The organism is Neisseria sp. HMSC31F04, assembly GCF_001807735.1.
Classification (GTDB): domain Bacteria; phylum Pseudomonadota; class Gammaproteobacteria; order Burkholderiales; family Neisseriaceae; genus Neisseria; species Neisseria elongata.
Genome location: NZ_KV790787.1, coordinates 1 through 24,720, shown reverse-complemented (window position 1 = coordinate 24,720; position 24,720 = coordinate 1). Strand labels below are relative to the sequence as shown.

Genomic DNA, 24,720 nt, shown 5'->3' with positions numbered 1-24,720 from the left:
CGTACTGGTTTAAAGTTAATCCACTATACAAACCGAAAAAGGAACACATCAATGGAACAAACCCGCCAACTCCCTTCCCACGAACTCATCATGTCTGAACTGATGATGCCGGACACGGCCAATTTCAGCGGCAACGTCCACGGCGGCGAACTTTTGCGCCTGCTCGACCAAGTCGCTTATTCCTGCGCCAGCCGTTACAGCGGCAACTACTGCGTTACCCTGTCTGTCGATAAAGTTTTGTTTAAAGAACCGATACACGTCGGCGACTTGGTAACCTTCTACGCCAGCGTCAACTACACAGGCCGAACTTCCATGGAAATCGGCATCCGCGTCGAAGCGCAAAACATCCGCACCGGCGAAGTGCGCCATACCAACAGCTGCTACTTCACCATGGTCGCGGTCGAAGACGGCAAGCCCGTCCCCGTCCCGCCGTTGGAAATCACCACCGAACGCCAACGCTGCCGCTACGAAAAAGCCAAAAAACGCAAGGCATTGAGTTTGCAGGAAAATGAAACCCTGTCCTGCCGCTGAACCGTCTGCCATGACAAACAGGCCGTCTGAAAAGCATATCTGCCTTTTCAGACGGCCTGAACAGTTCAAATCGCCGCTCAATAAACATCGCGCTGATAACGTTTGTCTTCGCGCAAGCCGTTCAAATATTCTTCCGCGTCGTCGCGATCCATGCCGCCCTGTTCCGCAATAATGTCCAACAGGGCGTTTTCCACGTCGCGCGCCATCCGCGCCGCGTCGCCGCAAACATAAATGTGCGCCCCATCCTGCAACCATGCCCAAACGTCGGCGGCCGCCTGGCGCAGTTTGTCCTGAACGTACACTTTTTCCGCCCCCTGCCGGCTCCAAGCCAAATCGGCGCGGGTCAGCAAGCCGTCTTTGCGGAACTGCTGCCATTCGAGCTGATAGAGGAAATCGTCGGTAAACTTACGGTTGCCGAACACCAGCCAGTTTTTCCCGCCGTCGCCGTTGGCCGCGCGCTGCTGCATAAAGGCGCGGAACGGGGCGACGCCGGTTCCCGCGCCGATCATGATAATCGGCGTATCGCCGTTTTCCGGCAGGCGGAACAGCTTGTTCGGTTCGACAAACACGCGCACTTCGCCGTCCTCTTCCAGCCTGCCGCCCAGCCAGCCCGAGGCCGCGCCGGTGTAGGCTTGGCCGTGATGCTCGAACGCCACCACGCCGACCGTCAGATGCACTTCCTCGCCCACTTCGTCCTGCGACGAGGCAATCGAATACAGGCGCGGGGTTTGCGGCCTGAACAGGCCGTACAGCTCCTGCGCCGTCATCTTGTGCGGAAATTGCGCCAGCACGCCCACCGGCGGAGTGGCGGCCAAATAGGCTGCCAAGGCCTCTGCGTCTGCCGCCGTGCCTTGCAATTCCCCCGCCCCGCACAACGCGGCATAGTCGCGGACAAACTGCGGCGTGATTTGGGTGATGTCCAAATCCTCGCGCAAAGCGATCCGGATTTCACACTCGCCGCCGTCGGCGCGGCGGATGTTTTCGCTTCCGTCCAAACCGGCGTATTGCAGGATTTCCGCCACCAAGGCTTCGTCGTTTATCGGCCATACGCCCAAGGCGTCGCCTGCATGGTAGCGGATGCCGGAGCCCGTCAGGTCAATTTCGATGTGTTCGACATCTTTGTCGGCGTGGCCGGAGGTAATCCTCTGCCGCACGGCAAGGCTGGCGGCAAAGGGCTTCTCTTTCGTGTATACCGTTCCGCCCCCTTCCGTTTCCGCTTTGGCCGCGCCGTTGCCTGAAGGAACGGCGGCCGGTGCGGCGGCCAGACGCGCTACGGTTTCGGCAATATCGGCCGTCCACTTGTCGGCTTCTGCTTGATATTCCAAATCGCAAAGGCCGACCTCGTGCAGCCGCTTGCCGCCGAGTTTGTCCAACAACCAATCGAAATCGCGTCCGGCCTGGCAGAATTTCGGATAACTCGAATCGCCCAAACCCAATACGGCAAAGCTGACCGCGCTCAAATCGGGGGCTTTTTTGCCGTTGAGGAATTTATGCAGCGGCAAGGCCTCTTCCGGTGGCTCACCCTCGCCCTGGGTGGACGTTACCAACAATAAAATGTCTTCTTCCGCCAACTGTTTGGTTTTGTAGTCGGCGGCGGCGGTCAGAACGGCATCCACGCCCGAAGTTTTCAGTTTGGCCAGCAACTGTTCGGCCACCTTGCGGGCATTGCCGGTTTGCGAGGCGGAAAGGATGCGGACGCGGCGGGCAGGCGCGGGCTGTGCAGCGGATGCCTGCGATTGGAAAGACACGGCGGCCGCATCGCCGCCCGTGCTTTTTGCCCAGGCATATCCGGCCAAAAAAGCCAGCTGCTGCGGATTGAGGAGGTTGAGTTGGTCGGCCAGTTCGGGGGAAATCGGGATCATTTTAGTGTTCCTTTGATTGCTGTCCGGCCGTCGCGAAGGAAAGGTTTGTTGTTTTCAGACGGCCTGCTTTTCGGTTGCACCCCACTATACTGAGGCCGTCTGAAAAAAGAAAAGAATGCTTGTTTGTAAGCAAAGAGGGATTGGTTATATGAACCTATCCGGCGGATGCGCTTACACCGGCTCAGCCAAACAACCCTTCATATAAGGCTGTCTGAAAACCACAGTAAAACCGCCCGCCATGCGCCAGCACGGGGCGTTTGATCAAACTCGGCTGCGCGCACATCAGCCGCACCGCGCCGTCTTCGTTATCGGCAGCGGCGCGTTCCGCTTCCGACAACTTCCGCCAAGTCGTGCCGCGCCGGTTGAGCAGCGTATCGAGCGGCACATCGGCCAGCCATGCACGGATGTCGCCTTCCGTCGGCGGCTGCTTTTTAAAATCGGAAAACTCGTACTCCACGCCGTGCTCCTGCAGCCAGACGCGCGCCTTTTTCACCGTATCGCAATTCGGGATGCTGTATAAAACCGTCATTTTCATCGTCCTTTGCCGTTAAAAAAACGATTGTAGCAAAGGCTCTTGCCGAATACGGATAAAAAAACTATGCTACCCCTGTTTTCCACCCTTTCCCATCATCCTTCGAAGGAAAAAACATGAAAAAAACCGTTTTACTCGGCGCGGCCGCATTCGTGCTGGCCGCCTGCGGCAGCAGCAACGAAGCAAGCGAAAGCCACTTTAAAAAAGTCATCGAAGAAAGCGGCAACAACCGCAATGTCTGCCTGCCGCTGATGCTGGACATCGAAACGCCGAACGGCATTCCGGCGCAAAACGTCATGCTCGGCGAACCCGTACTCCTCATCTCCGACCACTCCGCCGACGGCAAACGCATCAACCAAATAGCGGAAAAACAACTAGAAGTCCTCGAAAAAGAAGGCCTATACCGCAAACTCAAAACCGACACCCAGCCGCTGTCGGAAGAGCGCAGCATTAAAACCGCCACTTACGAGCTGACCGACAAAGGCGTGGAACTGGTGCGCGGCACCCAGCGCGGCCCGCTGTTCTGCGTGGGCAAACAGAAAATCGGCAAAATCAACTGGTTCACCACCCCCACTCCCGACAACGGCCTGACCGTATCCGAAGTGTCTTACCAAGTCGAACTGAAACCTGAAAAATGGGCCGACAAACTGATTAAGGCCAGCGAAGGCAAATGGAAACGGCTCAAAGAGCCTTACAACGAAAACACCACCCTGGTTCAAACCAACAAGGGCTGGCGCGACATACGCGAAATGAACCGCTAATCCCGCCACCGAAAAAGGCCGTCTGAAACCCGTTTTGGCTTTTCAGACGGCCTTTTCTTCTTGGCAAACCGTTTTAAATATAAGATGACGGCAGAATTTAAAATGCCGGGGACGGCTTATCGTCAGCCATAATGAATGTCGGCAGACGAAACCGATCCAACCGTTTTTTCAGACGGCCTTTACACAGCGCAAAATGCTGTGCCCGAGTCCGATGCGGTCCGAAATTTCCGCCACTTTCAGTCCGGCGTTTTCAACGCAGCGTATCAGGTCTTCGGAATGGAAGATTTTGCTGTTGCCGTTGGCCATGGCGGTGAAATACAGGCTGATCATGGTCAGGCAGTAGGAGGCGGTTTCGTAGCGTTGCCTGTCCCAGAAGGGTTCCATGATGTACAGGCTGGCGCGTTCGCTCATGGAGGCGGCGGCGCGGCGCAGGATGCCGGTGGCTTGTTCTTCGGTAAAACAGTCTAAAAACTGGCTCATCCAAATCACGTCGAAACCCGTCGGGAAGGGGATTTCGGGGTCGAGCAGGTTGGCGGGGTGGGCATGGATGCGTCCCGCGCCGGTTTTACCTTTGGTCGCTTTGCGCATCAGGGCGATTTGTTGCGGCAAATCCATGATGGTAACTTCGACTTCGGCGTTGTAGCCGACGCATTGTTCCGCCCAGCGGCCGGTGTTGCCGCCGACGTCGAGCAGTTTTTTAACCGGTTTGGCGAACACGGTTTTCAAGGCTTCTGCAAAGGAATTGTCAGAATAATAGTGGTCGAAGGCAAACCATTTTTCCTGCGCGACGCTCGGCAGCGAGGACAGGCCTTCGTAAATCGTCGGCCAGCCGCCGAACACTTTCAGTCCTTCGGGTTTGCCCGTTTGCAGGGTTTTTTCCAAGTCAAACATGCCTTGGTAACAGATTTCCTGCGTGAAATCCATGTTCACGCGCGCCATTTTGTCTTTCAGTAAGAACCAACCCGCTTTGCTGATGAAATAGCGGTTGTCGCGGGTATGTACCGTGCCGATGGAGAGCGAGGCTTCAAGCAGCACTTGCGCGGCGTAACCGCTGATTTGCGCTTTCTCGGCGATTTCGGCTTGAGTAAGACCGTCTGAATGGTCGTTCAGCAAATCCAAAATGCCGAATTTCACCATTAGGCGGGATACTTGGAACACAATCGGCGCAAAGGCAATTTCCTGTGCCGAACGCTGCGCTTCGCCTGCGGACTGGCGTTCTTGGGAATAGCGTTGCTCCAAGGCGGGGAAGAGCTGCATAATTTTCCTTATACGAAATGGCAGATAACGGGATTCTATCGCGAATCGGGCTGAAACCGGCATGAGTTCGGAGCGGCTGTTCCCAAATCGGGCCTACAGGACAAACGCCAAGCCGCCGTTTTCAAACAAACCGAACACGCCACCTAACATTCGGGCAATCTTACCGCACTTTAGCCAAATTCATGCTTCTTTCAAAACATTCAAATCCTTATCTGCCTGCCCATCCATTATCTTTTCCGCCGCAATGCGCGGCAGAAAGGGTTTGAAAACATCGCATACCCGGTCAGCCCGCACACCGGTTCGCTTACACTAAACTAATTGGCTTATAATCGCCGCTTTATCCGCCTGCGACACCACCAGACATGACACCAGCCCAACTTGCCCACACCGCCGACCTTTTGGCCGAACTCCTCACCTTCCGCCAACCTGCCGACGCCGTTACTTCCGCCTTCTTCCGCAACCGGCGCAAACTCGGCCGCCAAGACCGTGCCGAAATCGCCGAAACCGCCTTTGCCGCCATCCGTCATTACCAAAAAATCTCCGCCGTCCTGCGCCGTCCTGCCGCACAAGCGCGCAAAGCCGCACTGGCCGCACTCGTCCTCGGACGCGGCTTCAACATCAGCCGGCTCGACGGCTTGGCCGACGACGAAGAAAAAACCTTCCTTGCCGCACTCAAAGCACGCAAAACCGAATTTTCAGACGGCCTCAACACCGCCGCCGAACTGCCGCAATGGTTGATCGACACCATGCGCGCCGACTTTTCCGACCAAGACATCCTGAATTTCGGCCGCAGTACCGCCTGCCCCGCCCCGCTTGATTTGCGCGTCAACGCCCTGAAGGCCAAACGTGACAAAATCCTGGCCGAACTCCAAACCGAAGGCCTCCCTGCCGAAGCAACCCCGTTCTCACCTTGGGGCATCCGCCTGTACGACAAATCCGCCCTCGGCAAACACTCCCGCTTCCTCGACGGCACGCTTGAAGTGCAAGACGAAGGCAGCCAGCTCGTCGCCCTGCTGCTCGGCGCGAAGCGCGGCGAAATCATCGTCGATTTCTGCGCCGGCGCGGGCGGGAAGGCCCTCGCCGTCGGTGCCATGACGGCCAACAAAGGCCGCATCTACGCCTTCGATATAGCCGAAAAACGCCTGGCCAACCTCAAACCGCGCATGACGCGCGCAGGCCTCACCAACATCCACCCCGAACGCATCGGCAGCGAACACGACCCGCGTTTAGGCCGTCTGAAAGGCAAAGCCGACCGCGTTTTGGTAGACGCGCCCTGCTCCGGCCTCGGCACACTGCGCCGCAATCCCGACCTCAAATACCGCCAGTCACCCGAAACACTGGCCAAACTTGCCGAACAGCAACACAGCATCCTCAATGCCGCCGCAGAACTGGTCAAACCGCAAGGCCGCCTCGTTTATGCCACCTGCAGCATCCTGCCGCAGGAAAACGAGGGCCAAATCGAACGTTTCTTGCGCGAACACCCCGACTTTGAAGCACTAAACTGCGCCGACCTGCCGGGCAGCCCGAAAATCAACCCCGACACCGGCACTTACCTAAAACTCGACACGGTGGCACACGGAACGGACGGCTTCTTCGCCGCCGTCCTCCAACGCCGCGAAGCCGTCTGAAAAGCATCCGAACGCCATGCCCATACTGAAAAAAAGCCTCGCCTGGCTAACCGACCAACTGCTCTGCCTTTCCGTATCCTTCCTTACCGGAGTCAAGCCGAAAAGCAGGATAGAACTCGACTTCAGCCCGCAACAGAAAGTCTATTACGCCAACCACGGCAGCCACGGCGACTTCCTGCTCGTTTGGATTTCCCTGCCGCGCCGCTGGCGCATCCACACCCGCCCCGTGGCAGGCTCCGACTACTGGCTGACCGGCCGCATCCGCCGCTTCATCATCCAAAACGTCTTCAACGCCCTCCTCATCCCGCGCCACAGCAACCGCCCGCAAGAAATCACCGAACAAATGAAACAGGCCTTGAACGAAGGCGCGTCCCTCATCGTCTTCCCCGAAGGCACGCGCAACACCGACGACAACACCGTCCTGCTGCCCTTCAAATCCGGCATTTACCACCTCGCCAACACCCGACCCGGTACAGAATTCGTCCCCCTCTGGATAGACAACATCAACCGCGTGCTGCCCAAAGACAAATTCCTGCCCATCCCGCTGCTGTGCGAAGTCCACGTCGGCACCCCGCTAAGCCTGCGCGAAGGCGAAACCAAAGAAGCCTTCCTCGAACGCAGCCGCAATGCCCTATTGGCACTGGCTCCGGCGGAAACATAAGCTTTGAATTTGCCTGATGCCATGTGGTATCAATCCCCCTCCCCGCAAGGCTGCGGACTACAGACGGCCTGCCGCACGAAATGATTGGAAGCCGAGTCACCAATCGCACGACAAAAAAAAGCCGCATTACCCGGTTTCAAGTTATCCCATGTAAAAATCGCTGAAACCCCGCCATGCGGTTTTCAGCGATTTTGATAAAAGCGCGGTATGACATCACTGTATGGCATGCCATGCACAGATACACTTCCAGTGCTTACAACAAACCTGCATCAAACGATTTATCCGCATCAAATAAACCTATGTAGAAATATTTTCCGAATACGCCGCCCGATTGGAATTGCAGCCGGCCGTTAAATAGAAATATATAGGTATTGGGCAGTTTGTCGGAATATCGGCGGTAAATATCGCCCATGCTTTCTATGTCTTTTTCCAAAAGGCGAGGCAACGCCGTACTGGTTTAAATTTAATCCACTATAAAAATAAACAAAGGCCGTCTGAAACACTGTTTTTATTACACAAAACCGTTTTTCAGACGGCCTACCATTTATTTCTTCTTATCGTTGCCTTGCAGTTTTTTCACACTGACCGGCCGTTTTTTCAGTTTTTTCACCCGCTGTTTGTCTTCTTTCCGTTCTTCCCTTTTGGCGATACGGTTACTTAATGCCACTCGGCGGAGCGGCTGTTTTTTCGGTTTGACGGTTTCTTCCTCATAGGGATTCTCGCGGACATTGTATTGAATCCGAAGCGGCGTACCTTGCAAATTAAAAGCCTTGCGGAAGGTTTGCGTCAGGTAGCGTGTATAGCTGTCGGGAATGTGCTGCAAAGAGTTGCCGTGGATGACGATGACGGGCGGATTCATGCCGCCTTGGTGGGCATAGCGCATTTTAGGCCGGACCAAACCCGCGCGCGCAGGCTGCTGACGTTCGATGGCGGATTGCAAAACTCGGGTAATTTTCGGTGTCGGCATTTTGATAAACGCCGCATCATAGGCCGCCTGAATGCTGTCAAACAATCCGTCTATCCCGCGCTCTTTCAGTGCGGAAATATAGTGGAACTTCGCAAAATCAAGGAAATAGAGTTTACGGGCAATGTCGCGCTTAATGTCGTTGCGCCGTTCTTCGGAAATACCGTCCCATTTGTTCACTGCGATGACGAGTGCGCGGCCTGCTTCCAATGCGAAGCCCGCAATGGTTGCGTCTTGGTCGGCGATGTCCTGTTGCGCGTCCAATACCAAAACGGCAACGTTTGCAGCCTCCACCGCCTGCATGGCTTTGATGACGGAAAACTTCTCCACCGCTTCGTCTACTTTGCCGCGCCGACGCACGCCTGCGGTGTCGATAATGGTAAAAGGTTTGCCTTCGCGTTCAAAATCGATATGGATACTGTCGCGCGTTGTGCCGGCCATATCGAAAGCAATTACGCGCTCCTCGCCCAGTATGGCGTTTACCAATGTGGATTTGCCGACGTTCGGCCTACCGATAACGGCAAAAACGGGATGTTTGACTTCGTTGCTTTCTTCTTTGGCATCGGGGAAGTGTTCCAACACTTTCTCAATCAGGTGATACACACCGTCGCCGTGCGCGCCGGAAATCACATGCGGTTCGCCCAACGCCAGTTCGTAAAATTCGGCGGCCAGAACATCATGGCGGCCGCCTTCGCCTTTATTGACCGCCAAATACACCGGACGCGGACTTTGACGCAGGCGGTCGGCAATGATTTTGTCTTGCGGTGTCAAACCGGTACGCGCATCCACCAGGAAGACGACGGCATCGGCTTCATCTACGGCCTGCAGGGTTTGTTTGGCCATTTCGTGCAGGATGCCGCTGTCCACGACAGGCTCGAAGCCGCCGGTATCGATAACCAGATAGGGTTTGCTACCCAAACGGCCGTGACCATAGTGGCGGTCGCGCGTGAGGCCGGGCAAATCGTGCACCAATGCATCTTTGGTGCGGGTTAAGCGGTTGAACAAGGTGGATTTGCCGACGTTCGGCCGGCCGACCAGTGCGATGGTGGGTTTCATAATACTGTTTCCTTTTACCGTCGGACGAAAGCGGCGGCGGGAGGTGATGGGGACAGGCTGCCGTTTGGATTTTTATCAAAAACGGTTGTTCCAAGCTTCGCCCGACTGTTCTATCCGCATCATCGGCAATTCTTAATCTGAGGAATATAAAGCCTGAAATCAGTCGGATAACTTCAGGCCGTCTGAAAAAAGACTGACGTTTTTTCAGACGGCCTCAAAGCTTTAAGCAAGCGGTTTTCTTTGCCTGTGAGGGCAATTTGCCTGTCGTTTCAAAATAATGCCAGCCTATCTCAATTCATCTGCCTTCAGTTGCAGCAATTGGAGGCCGGGGGCGTCTTGTACCGTTTTGGCAAGTGCTTGTTCGTAAACTGCCAGTGCTTCTTTATTTTTACCTTGCGCATAAAGCACATCGCCCTGAGTTTCCAAAATTAGGGCTTCAAAGGCTGCATCAACCGGCATTTTCAATGTGGCCAAGGCTGCGTCGTATTTCTTCTGCTGCAGCTGCACGGTTGCCAGCCTTTGGATAGCCAGTGCACGGACAAAGGGGATTTGCTGGTTTTGCAATACCCAATTCAATTGCTTTTCCGCCGCTTCATACTGTCCTTGGTCGAACAGGTCGGCAGCCACCATCATGGTTGCCTGCGCGGAAGAGATGCTGTCGGGATAGTTTTGCTGGAGGATAGACAAATCTGTCTGCAATGCCTGTTTATCCTGGCTAGCCTTGGCTTTTTCGACTAATCCTGCCAAGGCGGTGGCGGCTTCTTCGTTTTTCGTCTTTATATGGCCTTGGTAAAGCACCCAGCCCAAATAAACCAACGAGGCCAATAATAAAACCGCAAACAGCCAACGCCCCTTGCTGCGCCAAAAATATTTGAAATTCTCAAGTTCTTGCTGATCATCCAAGTGTGCTGCCATTTATGTATTCTTCCATTGTGTTAATAAGGCGGTCAGTTCGGCCGAGGCAATGGTTTGCTGGCCGAACTGCCCTTGCAGGTCTTTCACGGTGGCCGTGCCGTTTTCCGCTTCATCCCCCCCTACAATCAGGGCAAAACGCGCACCGCTGGCATCGGCCTTTTTCATTTGGTTTTTCAAGCTCTGATTGCCGCAGTGCTGCAATACGTTGAATCCGGCGGCACGCAGTCGGGAAGCGTAGTTTATGGCTGCTTCCAAACCTTCTTCCTGTTGCATGACATATATATCGGGCGCGGCATCGGTTTTCAGACGGCCGTATTCGTGCACCAGAAGCAGCAGACGTTCGATACCCATGGCAAAACCGATTGCAGGCGCATCCTTGCCGCCCAGCTCTCCTATCAGCCCGTTATAACGGCCGCCACCGCAAACGGTAGCCTGTGCGCCGAGTTTGTCGGTCGTCCATTCGAACACGGTCAGATTGTAATAGTCCAAACCGCGAACCAGACGGGGATTTTCCACATAGGCAATGCCCAAAACATCCAAAAGCCGTTTGAATCCGTTGTAATGCGCCAATGATTCTTCGCCCAAATAATCGAGCAAACGCGGAGCTTGATTGCAAACAGCCTGCAAATCGGGATTTTTGCTGTCCAAAACACGCAAAGGATTGGTTTTCAGACGGCGTTTGCTGTCTTCATCCAATATGGCTTCATGCTGTTTGAGATAGGCAACCAGCGCACTGCGGTGAGCGGCACGCTCTTCCTTGTTGCCCAGATTGTTGATTTCCAAAGTCAGGAAGCCCGAAATTCCCAGTTCACGCCACAAATCGGCACACATGGCAATCATTTCGGCATCGACATCGGGACCGTCAAACCCCAAAGCTTCCACGCCGACCTGATGAAACTGACGGTAACGGCCTTTCTGCGGCCGTTCGCGGCGAAACATCGGCCCCATATACCATAGCTTTTGCGGGCTGTTGTACAACAAATTGTGTTCGACCACCGCACGCAGGCAGGAAGCCGTCCCCTCGGGGCGCAAACTCAAACTGAGCGTATCGTTGGAATCGGAAAAAGTATACATTTCTTTACCGACCACGTCGGTTTCTTCGCCGATTGAACGCACAAACAAGCCTGTTTGTTCCAGAATAGGCGTACGGATTTGGCTGTAACCGAAACGGCGCGTCCATTTGCCGACCACATCTTCAAACGCCTGCCAGAAAGCACTGGTCAGCTTGAAATCCTTCTGTTCCAGCGGCAACAAATCATTCATGCCTTTCACGGCTTGGATTTTCTGTCCCATTGTTCTCTTTCTCTATATAACGGTTTTCAGACGACCTTCTAACTGCCTAGGCCGTCTGAAATGATTTGTTCGGCTGTGCCTCAATTTTGAAATTGGCGCAGCATACTGCCTGACAATTGTAAAAACTGGCGGTATTTATCAGACTCTTCGACCTTGCCCCGATCCAAACTGATATCTGCCAGAAAACCAGCCTTATTACCGTACAGTACGATATTTTCAATTCCGTAACCTCCGTCAATCGGTATGATGAAGGCCTGCAACATTTCCCCGGACGGCAGGTTTTGCAAAATAATGCTTTTCTTTACCCCCGGCGGCAAATCGGCCCCGACAAATTGAAATGGATTATGCAGGGCATCATTTACGCCCTGATAGGTATAGATAAAAATCTGGTGTTTCAATTGCGGATTATTCTGCAAATACAAACGTAGTAAGAGTTCCCGTAAATCTTGATTCATTTTATTTTTACCAACATTTTTAAAAATCAGGCCGTCTGAATCGGAATAACGCGGCGGTAGTCCCTCTTTTTACCGCCCTCTCCATAATTAACTTCTACATATTCGCGCACGATGGCCAAAAATTCAGCAGCCATATTATCGCCCTTTAACGTAACCTTGCGTTCGCCGTCCACATACACCGGGGCAATCGGCGTTTCTCCCGTCCCAGGCAGGCTGATACCGATATCGGCGAGTTTGCTTTCACCCGGTCCGTTTACCACGCAGCCCATCACAGCCACATTCAGATTTTCCACACCGGGATACTGTAATCGCCAAACCGCCATTTGGTCACGCAAATATTGTTGAATATCACGCGCCAACTCCTGAAATACAGTACTGGTCGTACGACCGCAACCCGGACACGCAGTAACCATGGGCGTAAACGAACGCAGACCCATGGTTTGCAGGATTTCTTGCGCTACTACCACTTCTTTCGTACGCGAAGCACCGGGTTCGGGCGTTAAAGAAATACGGATGGTATCGCCGATGCCTTCTTGCAATAACACAGACAATGCCGCAGTTGAAGCCACGATACCTTTGCTACCCATGCCCGCTTCAGTCAGGCCCAAATGCAGCGGATAACTGCAACGGGCAGCCAATTCACGGTATACCTGAATCAAATCCTGCACTGCGCTGACTTTGCAAGACAAAATAATCTTATTTTCCGGCAAACCCAAATCAACTGCCTTCTGGGCTGATTCCAATGCAGAAACAATCAGGGCTTCCTTCATGATTTCTTCCGGCGTTTTCGGATTGGCGGAAGCTAAATTCGCATCCATCATCCTCTTGGCCAAACTCTGATCCAACGAGCCCCAATTCACACCGATACGCACAGCCTTGCCATATTCAGCGGCCGTACGAATTAAAAAAGCAAATTTTTCATCACCTTTTGAGCCCTTACCGACGTTACCCGGATTGATACGGTATTTTGATAGGGCTTTGGCACAATCAGGAAATTCCGCCAACAGGCGTTCGCCGTTAAAATGGAAATCTCCTATTAACGGAGTGTTACAACCCATATCATCCAAACGCTGACGGATTTCAGCCACTTTAGCAGCAGATTCTGGATTATTAACAGTAATCCGCACCATTTCCGAACCGGCTTCACTGAGTTCCTTTACCTGTAAAGCAGTGGCTTGAGCATCTGCCGTGTCTGTGTTGGTCATCGATTGAACAATGACGGGCGAGTCCGAACCAACACTAACATGATCAATTTGTACTTGATGGGTAGGACGGCGCAGTATTTGTGTGTTCATCTGAATTTATTTTCCTGCCGTAAACGAAGCAGTTTTTTTATCAATCATGTGATCGGAAACTTGAATGTCTTGCGAACCATAACTCGCTACAGCACCCTTGGCATAACCGATCCAAACATCATAAGGTTCTTGGCCTGAAAATCTGTGTTCGCTATTTGCCGGCACAATACTGTTCAACAACTCTTTGCCAGTTTTATCTTTAATAACCAACATAGAACGGTAACGGACCTTAACAACCAGTTCATTTCCAGTTGCATTAGCCGAACCTTCATTATCTTGGGACAAAGCCTGTGCTGCAGCTGAAGCTCCTGCCGGCATCGGTACAACCGACACATTGCCATTATCAAGGTTTGGCGCAGCAACTTCTCCCAAACTCACACTTTCCTCGCTACGCGAAGTTTGCTTGGCATTTTCTTCTTTGGATTTTCCCTGCCAGATATACACACCAACAATAATTATAGCAATTGCAATAACACCAAAAATCCATGTTGGAAAAGATTTTTCAATTTTTTGATTCTGATAATTCAAAGAACTTGAGGTATTTGGCTCAACGTTATAGCTACCCTTACCGGACTGAGGTACAATTCTGTCCAAATGCATTGAAACGGCTTGCTCATCCAAATCTAAAAATCTGCCGTAACTCCTTAAAAATCCTCTAATAAAGACTCCTTCTGGCATGCCTTCGTAATTACCGGACTCAAACGCCTCAATCTGCTTTGCCGACAGCTTTAAACGTTCTGCTACCTCTCCGATAGACAAACCTTTCTCTTCACGACCCAATCTTAATATCCGGCCAAATTCTACGGCAGGATCTTGTCCTACAGCCTGATTCTCAGTAGTTTGATTCATATTTTTAGTGCCCTGCTGAAATTGTTTTTAATTCTTCAGAATAAGGGTAATTTGCTCTAATTTGAGCTTCATATTCATATGCAGCTTGTGAATTACCTGAAGCCCGAGAAAGCTGCCATCCTAATAATAAATCATCAGCACTCAATACTTCCATTTGACTCTGGTATTGTCTAAACAACTGATCAGCCTCTTTAATTTGCCCGGCCAACATTTTCGTTCTTGCCAATTCCTTGCGAATCGGCATAAATGCCGGAGCAGAAGCAAGACCACGTTCCAAATATGCTTGTGCCAATGAATACTGACCCATTTTTGCACTGCAGATACCCTTATTCATATAAGCAACTTGTGGTGCAGGATATGTAGGATCTGCTAACGCACGATCGAAATAAGATATTGCGGCATTAGGATTATTTAAATAGTTACACAAAAACCATCCATAATTATTATTAATTTCCGCATTATCCGGTTTTAGCCGTAAAGCTTCTCGAAAACTTTCTTCCGCTTTGTCATTTACCTTTAAATATTGATAAATTTGCGCACGCATCAACCATGCAATCTCATTCTTATGGTCAGCCTGCAAAGCTTCCTCTATCGTAGTAACGGCTAACCTGTAATCTCCCGCACGCATATATTCAACGGACAATTGTGTCTTGATTCTGGATACTTCTTCAGTACGTTCCTTCTTACTTGGTCTTTTCAATTCAGTACTTTTACACGCACTCAATGCACAAGTAAGCAAAACTGCAATCCATAAATTCTTCATAACTTCCACCTCATTGCTGAATCAATAGCTGATGCCATTTTTGTTGGCGGCGTGTTTTATCTTGCACTTGGCCGGCTAATTGGCCACAAGCAGCATCAATATCATCACCTCGTGTTTTCCGTACAGTCACAACCAACCCGGCCTGCTGCAAAATATCGCGGAAAATCCGTATATTTTCACTAGAGGAACGCTCATAGCCTGAATTAGGGAACGGATTAAAAGGGATTAGATTAAATTTGCAAGGTACATCACGGACTAAATCCAATAATTCACGCGCATGCTCAGCCTTATCATTGATACCGTCCAGCATCACATATTCAAACGTAACAAAATCACGCGGAGCCTTAACCAAATAACGGCGACAAGCCGCCATCAAATCTTTCAAAGGATATTTTTTATTAAGCGGCACAATTTGATCCCGCACCTCATCATTGGATGCATGTAGGGATACGGCAAGAGCCACCGGCATATCCTCTTTGAGCCTATCCATTTGAGGCACCATGCCTGAAGTTGAAACCGTTACTCGGCGACGGCTCAAACCGTATCCGTGATCATCCAGCATTACAGCCAATGCCCGTACCACATTATCGTAATTTGCTAACGGTTCACCCATACCCATCATAACGACATTCGAAATCATGCGTTCGTTTTTGGGTGTGGCTCCCAATGCTTTATTGGCCCACCACAATTGTCCGATAATTTCCGCAGTAGTCAGATTACGGTTAAACCCTTGCCGCCCGGTCGAACAAAACGTACACTCCAAAGCACAACCTACTTGAGAAGATATACATAATGTGCCTCGGTCTGCCTCCGGGATAAATACAGTTTCTACACCATTACCCGTTCCGACATCCAACAGCCATTTTCTTGTACCATCTTTTGATTCTTGCGCAGTCATTAGCGCAGGAACCCCAACAATGGCACATTCTTCCAATTTGGCACGCAACGATTTGGCCAAATCTGTCATTTCTGCAAAGTCAGCCGCGCCACCCCAGTGCATCCAGCGCATGACCTGTTTGGCGCGAAACGGTTTTTCCCCCATCTCGGCAAACCAAGCAGTCAGGCTGTTTAAATCATAATCCAATAAATTTTTTTTCATGTATTTCGGCAGGCTTTTCATTAAACCGTTAAAGTTAAAGCCGTCGCCATGCAAATTTTCAGACGGCCTTACTTTAACAGCCTTACTGCCGCCAACTCTGGCGGCAGTAAAAACCTTATTACTAACTATATATTAACGCGGGCAAATTTCAGCTTCAGTAAAGAAATATGCAATTTCCAAAGCAGCATTTTCCAAGCTGTCGGAACCATGCACGGCATTTTCTCCAACCGACTCGGCAAAATCAGCGCGGATAGTTCCGGCGGCAGCTTCTTTAGGATTAGTCGCCCCCATCAATTCGCGATTTTTTGCTACTGCGTCCTCACCTTCAAGTACTTGAATCATCACCGGACCACTAATCATAAAATTAACCAGATCCTGAAAAAACGGACGCTCTTTATGAATGGCGTAGAATTCCTCAGCCTCCTCCCTGCTGAGATGCTTCATTTTTGCCGCCACAATCTTTAGACCATTGTCCTCAAAACGACTATAAATTTTGCCGATAACGTTTTTACCAACTGCATCGGGTTTTATAATAGAAATAGTACGTTGAATAGTCATTCAATTCTCCTTATAAAAAAAACAAACAAACGGCACAGCCTTACCTATTGGCAATGCCGGCGCATTGTAACAAGTTTTTCCGTATTCCGCCTTATTTGTTGTTTGACTATATACTCATCAAACCGGCTTTCCTAAAGTCAGATGGGGTAGGTTCAAATATTCCTGGGATTGCATTTCGGTTAAACGGCTGGCCGTACGGACAAATTCTTGCGCAAAATCCCCTTCTACATAAATCTCACCAACAGGTACGTCGCAGGTTGCGCAAAACTTTACGTGATAATCATACATAACATCAATCAGCCAAGTCAGGCGACGCGCTTCCGCACGCTCTGCCTGAGATAATTTTTCAATACCGGAAACAAAAATCATCTCGTAATGTTCTGACAAATACAGATAGTCGGCCTGCGAACGCGGCCCGAAACACAACATACGGAAATCAAACCAAATTGCTTTATCCGTCCGTTTTTTACACCGAAGCATCCGTCCGTGGATTTCTATTTCAGACGGCCTCTCTACTTGACCTGCCGTCACTTGAGTAAACAAATCGGCCAATTTCCGTTCATTCTCGTCGTTTGCGGGAATATAAAATACCTCGGCAGCCGTCAGGGTACGATGCCGGTAATCCTCTCCGCCATCCACATTCAGGATGGTCAATTTCTCTTCAATCAACGCGATGGTTGACAGGAAACTGCTGCGGTTCTGTCCTTGAGGGTATAACTCCGACGGCGCGTAGTTGGATGTCGCCACCAGTACCACGCCTTCGTTAAACAAGTTTTCCAATAATCTCCCCAAAATCATGGCATCCGCAATATCGCTCACATGAAACTCATCAAAGCACAACACCCGCGTTTCTTTGGCAATTTCCGCAGCCACAGCCTTCAAAGGATTGGCTTCACTTTTCAATCCTCGCAAACGCTGGTGAATTTCAGCCATAAAAGCGTGAAAGTGAACCCGCCGTTTCCGCCGATAAGGAAGGCAGCCATAAAAAGCATCCATAAGAAAACTTTTACCCCGGCCGACACCACCATAGAAATACAATCCTTTAGGCAGCTGGGGAGAACGCAAGCTCCGACCCAAAAAACGGTTTCTCTTGCGTTTAAACATCATCAATTCCGTCCACAATCTATCCAAATGCTCGATCGCCCTTGCTTGGGCGGCATCACGGATAAAGGCAGCCTGCTGTGAAGCAGCCTGATACCAAGTCAGCGGACTGTGGTTGTGATAAGGGGGCGGAACAAAACGGTTGGAATTTATTTCAGACATAACTTTCAGACGGCCTTCTACTCATAGTATCGGCATTATAATGGATTTACACATAATGTTAAACAAAGTTATCGTTTTAAGCACGCAAATAAAGAGTGCCGCACTTGGCGGCACTCTTTCACAACAATCACTCGGCTTCGGCAGCCATTGCCCGATCGACTCGTTCGCGCAATTCCTTGCCGGGTTTGAAGTGAGGCACGTATTTCTCAGGCACACTCACTTTATCACCCGTTTTCGGATTGCGCCCTTGCCGGGCGGGACGATGGTTTAAGTCGAAACTGCCAAATCCTCGGATTTCTATCCTCTGGCCTCGAGCCAGCGATCTGGTCATGGTATCAACCAGTATTTTCACGCTGTATTCGACATCTTTGGCCAGCAGGTGCGTACCGTTTTTCTGAGCAAAAACCTCAGCCAAACGAACCATCAACTCTGATTTGGTCATAATTTTGTTCCGCAATTATTCTTGATCGCCAGACAATTTGGCTTTCAACAAATCACCCAGGCTGGTCGTACCGGCACTGGCTGTTGATGCGGCATTAACCGAATTCAGCGCATCACGACTTTCTTTGGCGTCTTTCGCTTTAACTGACAGCTTAATGCTGCGGTTTTTGCGGTCTACCGTTACGATAACGGCTTCAACGGCATCACCTTCGTTCAATTTGGTGGTCAGGTCTTCAACGCGGTCTGCGGCAAATTCGGAAGCAGGCAGGTAACCTTCAACTTCGTCGCCCAGTACAATAACCGCACCTTTGGCTTCAACGGATTTTACAGTACCTTTAACCAAAGAACCTTTGTCGTTCACGCTGATGTAGTTACCGAACGGATCGCCTTCCAATTGTTTGATACCCAAGGAGATGCGCTCTTTTTCCACATCGATGGCCAAAACGACGGTTTCGACTTCCTCACCTTTTTTGTATTTGCGGACGGCTTCTTCGCCTGTTTCAGTCCAAGACAGGTCAGACAGGTGAACCAAACCATCGATGTTGCCCGGCAGGCCGACAAATACGCCGAAGTCGGTAATCGATTTAACGGCACCTTTGATTTTGTCGCCTTTGTTGTAGTTGGCGTCAAAATCTTCCCACGGATTGGCTTGGCATTGTTTCATGCCCAAAGAAATACGGCGGCGGTCTTCGTCGATTTCCAGAATCATGACTTCTACTTCGTCACCCAATTGAACCACTTTGCTCGGATGTACGTTTTTGTTTGTCCAGTCCATTTCGGAAACGTGTACCAAACCTTCGATACCTTGTTCGATTTCAACGAACGCACCGTAGTCGGTCAGGTTGGATACTTTGCCGAACAGACGGGTGCCTTGCGGGTAACGGCGGGCCAAACCGCTCCACGGATCTTCGCCCAGTTGTTTGATGCCCAAAGAAACGCGTTGTTTGTCTTGGTCGAATTTCAAAACTTTGGCTTCGACTTCTTGACCGACTTCCAGCACTTCGCTCGGGTGTTTCACACGGCGCCATGCCAAATCGGTAATGTGCAGCAGGCCGTCGATGCCGCCCAAGTCGACAAACGCACCGTAGTCGGTAATGTTTTTCACAATACCTTTGACGACAGTGCCTTCTTGCAGGTTTTCCAGCAGGGCTTTGCGTTCTTCGCCCAGAGTCGCTTCCAAAACAGCACGGCGGGAAACAACAACGTTGTTGCGTTTTTTGTCCAGTTTGATGACTTTGAATTCGATTTCTTTGCCTTCAAAGTGGGAGGTGTCTTTGATCGGACGAACGTCCAGCAGCGAACCGGGCAGGAAAGCACGGATGCTGTTGATCATGACGGTCAGGCCGCCTTTTACTTTGCCGTTGATCAGGCCGGACAGGATGTCGCCGTTTTCCATGGCTTCTTCCAAGGCGATCCAGTCGGCGGCGCGTTTGGCTTTTTCGCGCGACAGTTTGGTTTCGCCGAAACCGTTTTCAACGGATTCGATGGTTACGGTAACGAAATCGCCTACTTTAACTTCTACTTCACCTTGCAGGTTTTTAAATTCGTTGATGTCGATCAGGGATTCCGATTTCAAACCTGCATTGACGATGACGTGCTTGTCGGTAATCGCCACCACTTCGGCGGTGATAACCTCGCCTTGGTTCATTTCCTGTACTGCTGAGTATTCTTCCAACAACTGGGCAAAATTTTCCATATTTGCTAAATCTTTCTTGCGCTGCCGGGGCACGCGGGGTTTGAGGTTGAAAAACACCTGTCCTCCCCAGCCGGACAGGTGGTGCAAACATATTTTCAGACGGCCTTCGGGTATACCGTCAGGCCGTCTGAAACACGAAAGTGCTCATTATATATCAGCTTTGTTTTTTTTCATACCAATCAATTACTTTTTTTACCGCTTCGTCGATACCCATTTCCGAGGTATCCAGCAATTCGGCATCGGGAAGGCGGCGCAGCGGCGCGACCGTGCGGCGGCTGTCGGCTGCGTCGCGGGCTTCGATATCGGCCAAAATCCTATCGAAAGCCACGCCGCTGCAAGACAGGCCGAGCTGTTTGGCACGCCGCTGCGCCCTAATCTCCGCAGAGGCGGTCAGAAACACCTTCAAAACCGCATCGGGAAAGACGACCGAACCCATGTCCCGCCCGTCGGCCACCAATCCTTTGGCCGTCTGAAAATCGCGCTGGCGTTGCAGCAAGGCCGCACGCACGGCAGGCAGCTGCGCCACGGCAGACGCACCCATGCCGACGGCTTCGCTGCGTATTTCTTGGGAAACATCCGCACCGTCCAGCAATACCGTCTGCCCGACGAATTCTACAGGCAGCTCCGCAGCCAGCTTTGCCACACCTTCTTCATACGTCCATTCCGTCTGTTTCTGCCGCGCGTACAGCGCAGTCAGACGGTAGAGCGCGCCGGAGTCGAAATAGTCCCAGCCCAAAGCCGCCGCCACCCGTGATGCCACCGTTCCTTTTCCCGACGCGCTAGGCCCGTCTATTGCGATTATTTTTGCCGTCATTGTTTGCATATCCTTGGTTTATTGTCGATTTCTCGTTACCTGATGCGGGATTCCACTGCCACGCCCCGCCTTGTATAATGTTGAGCCAAGCGACTATAACAACTCTTTCCCCTATCTTCCAGTATAAAAATCATGACCGACTCCATCCACCTAGAACCACGCCGTCTGAAACCTTCCTCTATCGCCCTGCCCGGCTCGAAAAGCATCAGCAACCGCACCCTGCTGCTGGCTGCCTTGTCCGACAACGGCTGCACGATACGCTCGCTGCTCCAATCGGACGACACCGACCGTATGCTTGACGCCCTGACTGCCTTGGGCGTGGGCATCGAACCGCTTTCAGACGGCCTGATTCGGATACACGGCTGCGGCGGCCGTTTCCCGCAACGCGAAGCCGATTTATTCCTCGGCAACGCCGGCACCGCCTTCCGCCCACTGGCCGCCGCGCTGGCCGTCTTGGGCGGCGATTACCGCCTGCACGGCGTGGCGCGCATGCACGAACGCCCCATCGGCGATTTGGTCGATGCTTTGCGCGTCATCGGCGCGGACATCCGCTACACCGGCAACGAAAACTACCCGCCGCTGCACATCGGCAAACGGCAGGACAACGGCGTCCGCAGCGTACCCGTCAAAGGCAACGTTTCCAGCCAGTTCCTGACCGCACTGCTGATGGCCTTGCCGCTGACCGGCGAAGCATTTGAAATACAGGTGGAGGGCGAGCTGATTTCCAAACCCTATATCGACATCACGCTCAACCTGATGCGCCGATTCGGCGTCAATGTGGAAAACGACGGCTATCGGCGTTTCCGGCTACCCGTCGCCCGCTACATCGCCCCCGAAACAGTCCATGTCGAAGGCGACGCGTCCAGCGCATCCTACTTCCTTGCCGCCGGACTGCTTGCCGCCGTACCGATACGTGTTACCGGCTTAGGAAAAAACGCCATACAGGGCGATGCCGCCTTTGCCCGCGAACTGGAAAAAATCGGCGCAACGGTAACATGGGGCAACGACTTCATCGAAGTTTCCCGCGCAGAAGGGCAAACCGTCCTGCCTTTCGATTTGGACGCAAACCACATCCCCGACGCCGCCATGACACTGGCCGTCGTCGCCCTGGCAGCGGGCGCGCCCTGCACCCTGCGCAACATCGGCTCGTGGCGCGTCAAAGAAACCGATCGCATTGCCGCCATGGCCGCCGAATTAAGGAAAGTCGGCGCAACCATCAAAGAAGAAGACGAAGCCATACACATCACCCCGCCGGCACGACTCACGCCGAACGCCGTTATCGACACCTACGACGACCACCGCATAGCGATGTGCTTCTCACTGGTTTCACTGCTGGGCGTGCCCGTTACCATCAACGACCCGCAATGCACCCGCAAAACCTTCCCCGATTATTTCGCGGTATTCGAATCGCTGACGGCTTAAAACGAAAAAGGCCGTCTGAAACCGCCAAACACCAAAAAGGAAACGCATGAGCATCAAACACTGGCCGGAAGGCGAGCGGCCGCGCGAAAAACTGTCAGCTTTGGGCGCGGCGGCCTTGAGCGATGCCGAATTGCTGGCAATCCTGCTGCGTACCGGCATCAAAGGCATGAGCGCGGTCGATTTGGCGCGTTACCTTTTAAACGAATTCGGCAGCCTGGGGCGGCTGATGAACGCGCCGGAGCGCGAACTGGTGCGGCACAAAGGCATGGGGCAGGCCAGTTTCACCCAATTTGCCGTGGTGCGCGAAATCGGACGGCGGGTGCTGGCCGAAGAGTTGCAGGAAGGCGCACTGTTCGACAGCCCCAAGGCGGCCGCCGACTTCCTGCGCCTGCACCTGGGGCACGAACGGGTGGAAGTTTCGCTGGTATTGCTGCTCAACCGCCAAAACCGCCTGATAAACTGCGTGGAACTGTCACGCGGCACAGTGGCGGAAAACACAGTGTATGTGCGCGAAGTGGTGAAACTGGCACTCGACCATTACGCCGACTCGCTGATTGTGGCACACAACCACCCCGGCGGCGCAGCCGAACCTTCGCCTTCCGACATCGAATGGACAGGCCGTCTGAAACAAGCCTTGGAACTGGTGGACGTGCGGCTGCTCGACCATTTCATCGTTACGGCGAGGCAGGCGGTATCTCTGGCGGAACAAGGCCTACTGTGAGGCCGTCTGAAAACAGAACGGGGGATAAAATGGATGTTTCCGAACAACAAGACGACATCCTCAGCATCAACCAAGTCCAACTGCTGTTGGCCGAAAAACGCACCGCGCTTGCCGTCATGCGGACCGGAATCGCCGTACTGGCACTCCCGTTGTCGATTTTCAGCGCACTAATCGCCACATCAAAATGGTACAGCCCGGCCGAAGTCTGGCTGCTGCTGGCCGTAGTCAGCCTGATCAACGTCGGCCTGATTGTATTTGCCGTTTACCTGATCGCCCGCTCACTCATGCGGATGCACCAATACGACCAATTGATTGCCGACATCAAACACAATCATTCCTCACTGCGCAAGCTGATCAAATCCTGAGCGGCAATCATCTAAAGGCCGTCTGAAACACCGGTCTTCAACCATCATTACCGATGGACATGCCCTAAAAAACAGCCAATGGACTGTACGCTGCCGTCTGATGCCTTAACATTTGCCGACAGCCGCCGGCTTCCCCGTCTTTTTACTCTCAACACCACAAAAACCTACTTGAAAAAGCAGTCGCAAACGCCCCCTGACAAACCGAAAAAACACCTTCAGACGGCCCAATTCCGCCCGCAACGGCCAAATCGGCTATAATCCGCCCTTCTTTTTCAAATCCAGCGTTTCACGCAACATTGCGCACAAATTAAGGAAATCCGGATGAAAAAACTGCTTCTGCCGCTGGCGGCCGCCTTCCTACTTGCCGCCTGCGCCACACCGCAAACCAACTATTTCACCCTGCCCGACAGCACCTTCCAAATGCCCGAACACACGCGCGGCAAAACCGAAACCGCCCTGCGCGTCGTTCCGGCCGAACCGCTGAACAGGGGCGGGCTGGCATACCGCTCAGACGCTTTCCGGCTCGACTACGCCCGCAACCACCTGTGGGCGCAACCGCTGGATCAGGCCGCCGCCGCGCGGTTTGCCAACGAATTCAACCGCATGGATACCGGCCGCTATTTCGTCCCCGCCCACCAAAGCAAAGCCGCACAATCGGCAACCATCTACCTCGAAGCCTTCCAAGGCAGCTACTTGGGCAGCACGCTGGTTGAAGGCTACATCCGTTCCGACTCCGGCAGCCGCCGATTCCGCGCGGAAACCCTGCAGCAAGGCGACGGTTACGAAGCCATGCTGGAATCGCTGTCGCAAGGCGTCAGCGCGGCCGCGGCACAAATTTACGGCCGTTAAATCCGCCCGAAACCTTTCAGACGGCCTCCAAACCCGATGAGGCCGTCTGAAAAAAACGGCTCACCCCAAACACACCTCATCCCATTATCGAAATCCGAAATGTCCGATACCGCCAAATCCCCCCTTCCCTTCCGCTGGCTGCTGGTCTGCCTTCTGCCGCTTTTCACCGCCGTTTACTTCCACTTTTTTCCGGCCACCCCCGGCAGCTCCGGCTTCTTAATCAACGGCATCATATTGGCCTGCGAATGCGCCTTCCTGTTCAAATACGTCCTGTTCGCCCTGGTTACCCACCATTTGAAAGGCGAATTCGCATACAGGCGGCAAACCGCTCTCCTCTTTCTGCCGCTGATATTGCTTGTTGTCTACATCTTCTATTATTTCGGTGCTTTTTAACACAAAGGATATTGACAACGGCTAACCAACTGCTCGGCGTGCCGTATTTCGGCGCAAGTGGCACAGTGGAAGCCTCCGCCCTGCTCACGCGCGTGTTTAAAGCCCAGGAAAACGTGCAACTGCAAGGCTTTTCCGGCCTGATACTGGTAGTCACCGGAGACGAAGGGTTGGCCGCCGCCACCCACGCCGCGCAATTCGACATCCGCGCCCTGCTGACGTATACAGCGTGTGCGACTTCAATTTCACCGAGACCTTTGCAAAATCCCCCCAAAATCCC

26 protein-coding genes are annotated in these 24,720 nt (G+C 52.5%); 10 read left to right on the top strand and 16 right to left on the bottom strand.

All coding sequences use genetic code 11. From position 1 onward, the window contains the following. The first annotated feature begins 51 nt into the window (after positions 1-51). Positions 52-531 (top strand): acyl-CoA thioesterase, encoded by a 480-nt coding sequence (locus HMPREF3107_RS03825; RefSeq protein WP_070453696.1) that lies wholly within the window; start codon positions 52-54, stop codon positions 529-531. Between the two features lie 77 nt (positions 532-608). Here HMPREF3107_RS03825 and HMPREF3107_RS03820 read toward each other — a convergent pair whose 3' ends face one another. Further along, entirely contained in the window at positions 609-2,393 is a 1,785-nt protein-coding gene (locus HMPREF3107_RS03820; protein ID WP_070453693.1) for an assimilatory sulfite reductase (NADPH) flavoprotein subunit, read from the bottom strand. A gap of 181 nt (positions 2,394-2,574) precedes the next feature. Continuing rightward, complete coding sequence (locus tag HMPREF3107_RS03815; protein WP_070453736.1) at positions 2,575-2,922, bottom strand: arsenate reductase; 348 nt, start codon at positions 2,920-2,922, stop codon at positions 2,575-2,577. A gap of 119 nt (positions 2,923-3,041) precedes the next feature. Between HMPREF3107_RS03815 and HMPREF3107_RS03810 the strand changes: the two genes are divergently transcribed. Continuing rightward, on the top strand, positions 3,042-3,686 hold the full coding sequence (locus tag HMPREF3107_RS03810) for a hypothetical protein (protein WP_049248729.1): 645 nt from the start codon (positions 3,042-3,044) through the stop codon (positions 3,684-3,686). A 168-nt stretch (positions 3,687-3,854) separates the two neighbouring features. On the opposite strand, the gene HMPREF3107_RS03805 is transcribed toward HMPREF3107_RS03810, so the two are convergent. Further along, a complete protein-coding gene (locus tag HMPREF3107_RS03805; protein ID WP_070453690.1) occupies positions 3,855-4,943 on the bottom strand; it encodes a FlxJ family methyltransferase in 1,089 nt (362 codons plus the stop codon). A 362-nt stretch (positions 4,944-5,305) separates the two neighbouring features. Here HMPREF3107_RS03805 and HMPREF3107_RS03800 point away from each other — a divergent pair, with 362 nt between their 5' ends. Both HMPREF3107_RS03800 and HMPREF3107_RS03795 read left to right on the top strand, forming a co-directional pair. After that, positions 5,306-6,571 (top strand): RsmB/NOP family class I SAM-dependent RNA methyltransferase, encoded by a 1,266-nt coding sequence (locus HMPREF3107_RS03800; RefSeq protein ID WP_070453687.1) that lies wholly within the window; start codon positions 5,306-5,308, stop codon positions 6,569-6,571. A 16-nt stretch (positions 6,572-6,587) separates the two neighbouring features. Next, complete coding sequence (locus HMPREF3107_RS03795; RefSeq protein ID WP_070453684.1) at positions 6,588-7,232, top strand: lysophospholipid acyltransferase family protein; 645 nt, start codon at positions 6,588-6,590, stop codon at positions 7,230-7,232. Positions 7,233-7,776: 544 nt separating this feature from the next. On the opposite strand, the gene der is transcribed toward HMPREF3107_RS03795, so the two are convergent. The 13 genes from der to cmk all read right to left on the bottom strand — a co-directional run bounded on the left by der (position 7,777) and on the right by cmk (position 20,693). Further along, positions 7,777-9,252: a ribosome biogenesis GTPase Der gene (gene der, locus HMPREF3107_RS03785; protein ID WP_070453679.1), complete on the bottom strand. Its 1,476-nt coding sequence runs from the start codon at positions 9,250-9,252 to the stop codon at positions 7,777-7,779. A 285-nt stretch (positions 9,253-9,537) separates the two neighbouring features. After that, positions 9,538-10,167 (bottom strand): YfgM family protein, encoded by a 630-nt coding sequence (locus tag HMPREF3107_RS03780; protein ID WP_070453676.1) that lies wholly within the window; start codon positions 10,165-10,167, stop codon positions 9,538-9,540. Further along, positions 10,168-11,460, bottom strand: coding sequence for a histidine--tRNA ligase (gene hisS, locus HMPREF3107_RS03775; RefSeq protein ID WP_070453673.1), 1,293 nt, complete (start codon positions 11,458-11,460; stop codon positions 10,168-10,170). It lies immediately after the preceding gene. An 80-nt stretch (positions 11,461-11,540) separates the two neighbouring features. Beyond that, positions 11,541-11,915: a hypothetical protein gene (locus HMPREF3107_RS03770; protein WP_070453670.1), complete on the bottom strand. Its 375-nt coding sequence runs from the start codon at positions 11,913-11,915 to the stop codon at positions 11,541-11,543. A gap of 26 nt (positions 11,916-11,941) precedes the next feature. Next, positions 11,942-13,210: a flavodoxin-dependent (E)-4-hydroxy-3-methylbut-2-enyl-diphosphate synthase gene (gene ispG, locus HMPREF3107_RS03765; RefSeq protein WP_070453667.1), complete on the bottom strand. Its 1,269-nt coding sequence runs from the start codon at positions 13,208-13,210 to the stop codon at positions 11,942-11,944. 6 nt (positions 13,211-13,216) lie between these two features. After that, positions 13,217-14,059, bottom strand: coding sequence for a RodZ domain-containing protein (locus HMPREF3107_RS03760; protein WP_070453664.1), 843 nt, complete (start codon positions 14,057-14,059; stop codon positions 13,217-13,219). A gap of 4 nt (positions 14,060-14,063) precedes the next feature. Next, positions 14,064-14,822: a type IV pilus biogenesis/stability protein PilW gene (gene pilW, locus HMPREF3107_RS03755; protein ID WP_070453661.1), complete on the bottom strand. Its 759-nt coding sequence runs from the start codon at positions 14,820-14,822 to the stop codon at positions 14,064-14,066. Positions 14,823-14,832: 10 nt separating this feature from the next. After that, entirely contained in the window at positions 14,833-15,921 is a 1,089-nt protein-coding gene (gene rlmN / locus HMPREF3107_RS03750) for a dual-specificity RNA methyltransferase RlmN (RefSeq protein ID WP_070453733.1), read from the bottom strand. Positions 15,922-16,053: 132 nt separating this feature from the next. After that, entirely contained in the window at positions 16,054-16,479 is a 426-nt protein-coding gene (gene ndk, locus HMPREF3107_RS03745) for a nucleoside-diphosphate kinase (protein WP_070453658.1), read from the bottom strand. 117 nt (positions 16,480-16,596) lie between these two features. After that, positions 16,597-17,742: a cell division protein ZapE gene (zapE, locus tag HMPREF3107_RS03740; RefSeq protein ID WP_070453656.1), complete on the bottom strand. Its 1,146-nt coding sequence runs from the start codon at positions 17,740-17,742 to the stop codon at positions 16,597-16,599. Positions 17,743-17,869: 127 nt separating this feature from the next. Beyond that, entirely contained in the window at positions 17,870-18,184 is a 315-nt protein-coding gene (locus HMPREF3107_RS03735) for an integration host factor subunit beta (protein ID WP_003774573.1), read from the bottom strand. Between the two features lie 15 nt (positions 18,185-18,199). After that, positions 18,200-19,912, bottom strand: coding sequence for a 30S ribosomal protein S1 (gene rpsA, locus HMPREF3107_RS03730; RefSeq protein WP_256205710.1), 1,713 nt, complete (start codon positions 19,910-19,912; stop codon positions 18,200-18,202). Positions 19,913-20,033: 121 nt separating this feature from the next. Then, entirely contained in the window at positions 20,034-20,693 is a 660-nt protein-coding gene (gene cmk / locus HMPREF3107_RS03725) for a (d)CMP kinase (protein WP_371327473.1), read from the bottom strand. Positions 20,694-20,825: 132 nt separating this feature from the next. On the opposite strand from cmk, the gene aroA reads away from it, so the two are divergent. From aroA to HMPREF3107_RS03695, 6 genes are all read left to right on the top strand, one after another. After that, the gene (aroA, locus tag HMPREF3107_RS03720; protein ID WP_070453650.1) at positions 20,826-22,115 is read left to right on the top strand and encodes a 3-phosphoshikimate 1-carboxyvinyltransferase; all 1,290 of its coding nucleotides are present in this window, start codon (positions 20,826-20,828) and stop codon (positions 22,113-22,115) included. Positions 22,116-22,161: 46 nt separating this feature from the next. Beyond that, positions 22,162-22,836 (top strand): RadC family protein, encoded by a 675-nt coding sequence (gene radC / locus HMPREF3107_RS03715; protein WP_049248715.1) that lies wholly within the window; start codon positions 22,162-22,164, stop codon positions 22,834-22,836. A gap of 29 nt (positions 22,837-22,865) precedes the next feature. Then, positions 22,866-23,201: a hypothetical protein gene (locus HMPREF3107_RS03710; protein ID WP_070453647.1), complete on the top strand. Its 336-nt coding sequence runs from the start codon at positions 22,866-22,868 to the stop codon at positions 23,199-23,201. 321 nt (positions 23,202-23,522) lie between these two features. Then, positions 23,523-24,050, top strand: coding sequence for a PqiC family protein (locus HMPREF3107_RS03705; RefSeq protein WP_070453645.1), 528 nt, complete (start codon positions 23,523-23,525; stop codon positions 24,048-24,050). 99 nt (positions 24,051-24,149) lie between these two features. Then, positions 24,150-24,443, top strand: a complete 294-nt coding sequence (locus HMPREF3107_RS03700; RefSeq protein ID WP_070453730.1) for a hypothetical protein — start codon at positions 24,150-24,152, stop codon at positions 24,441-24,443. Positions 24,444-24,454: 11 nt separating this feature from the next. Then, a partial coding sequence (locus HMPREF3107_RS03695) for a DUF711 family protein (RefSeq protein ID WP_246828586.1) occupies positions 24,455-24,720 on the top strand: 266 nt, incomplete at its 3' end.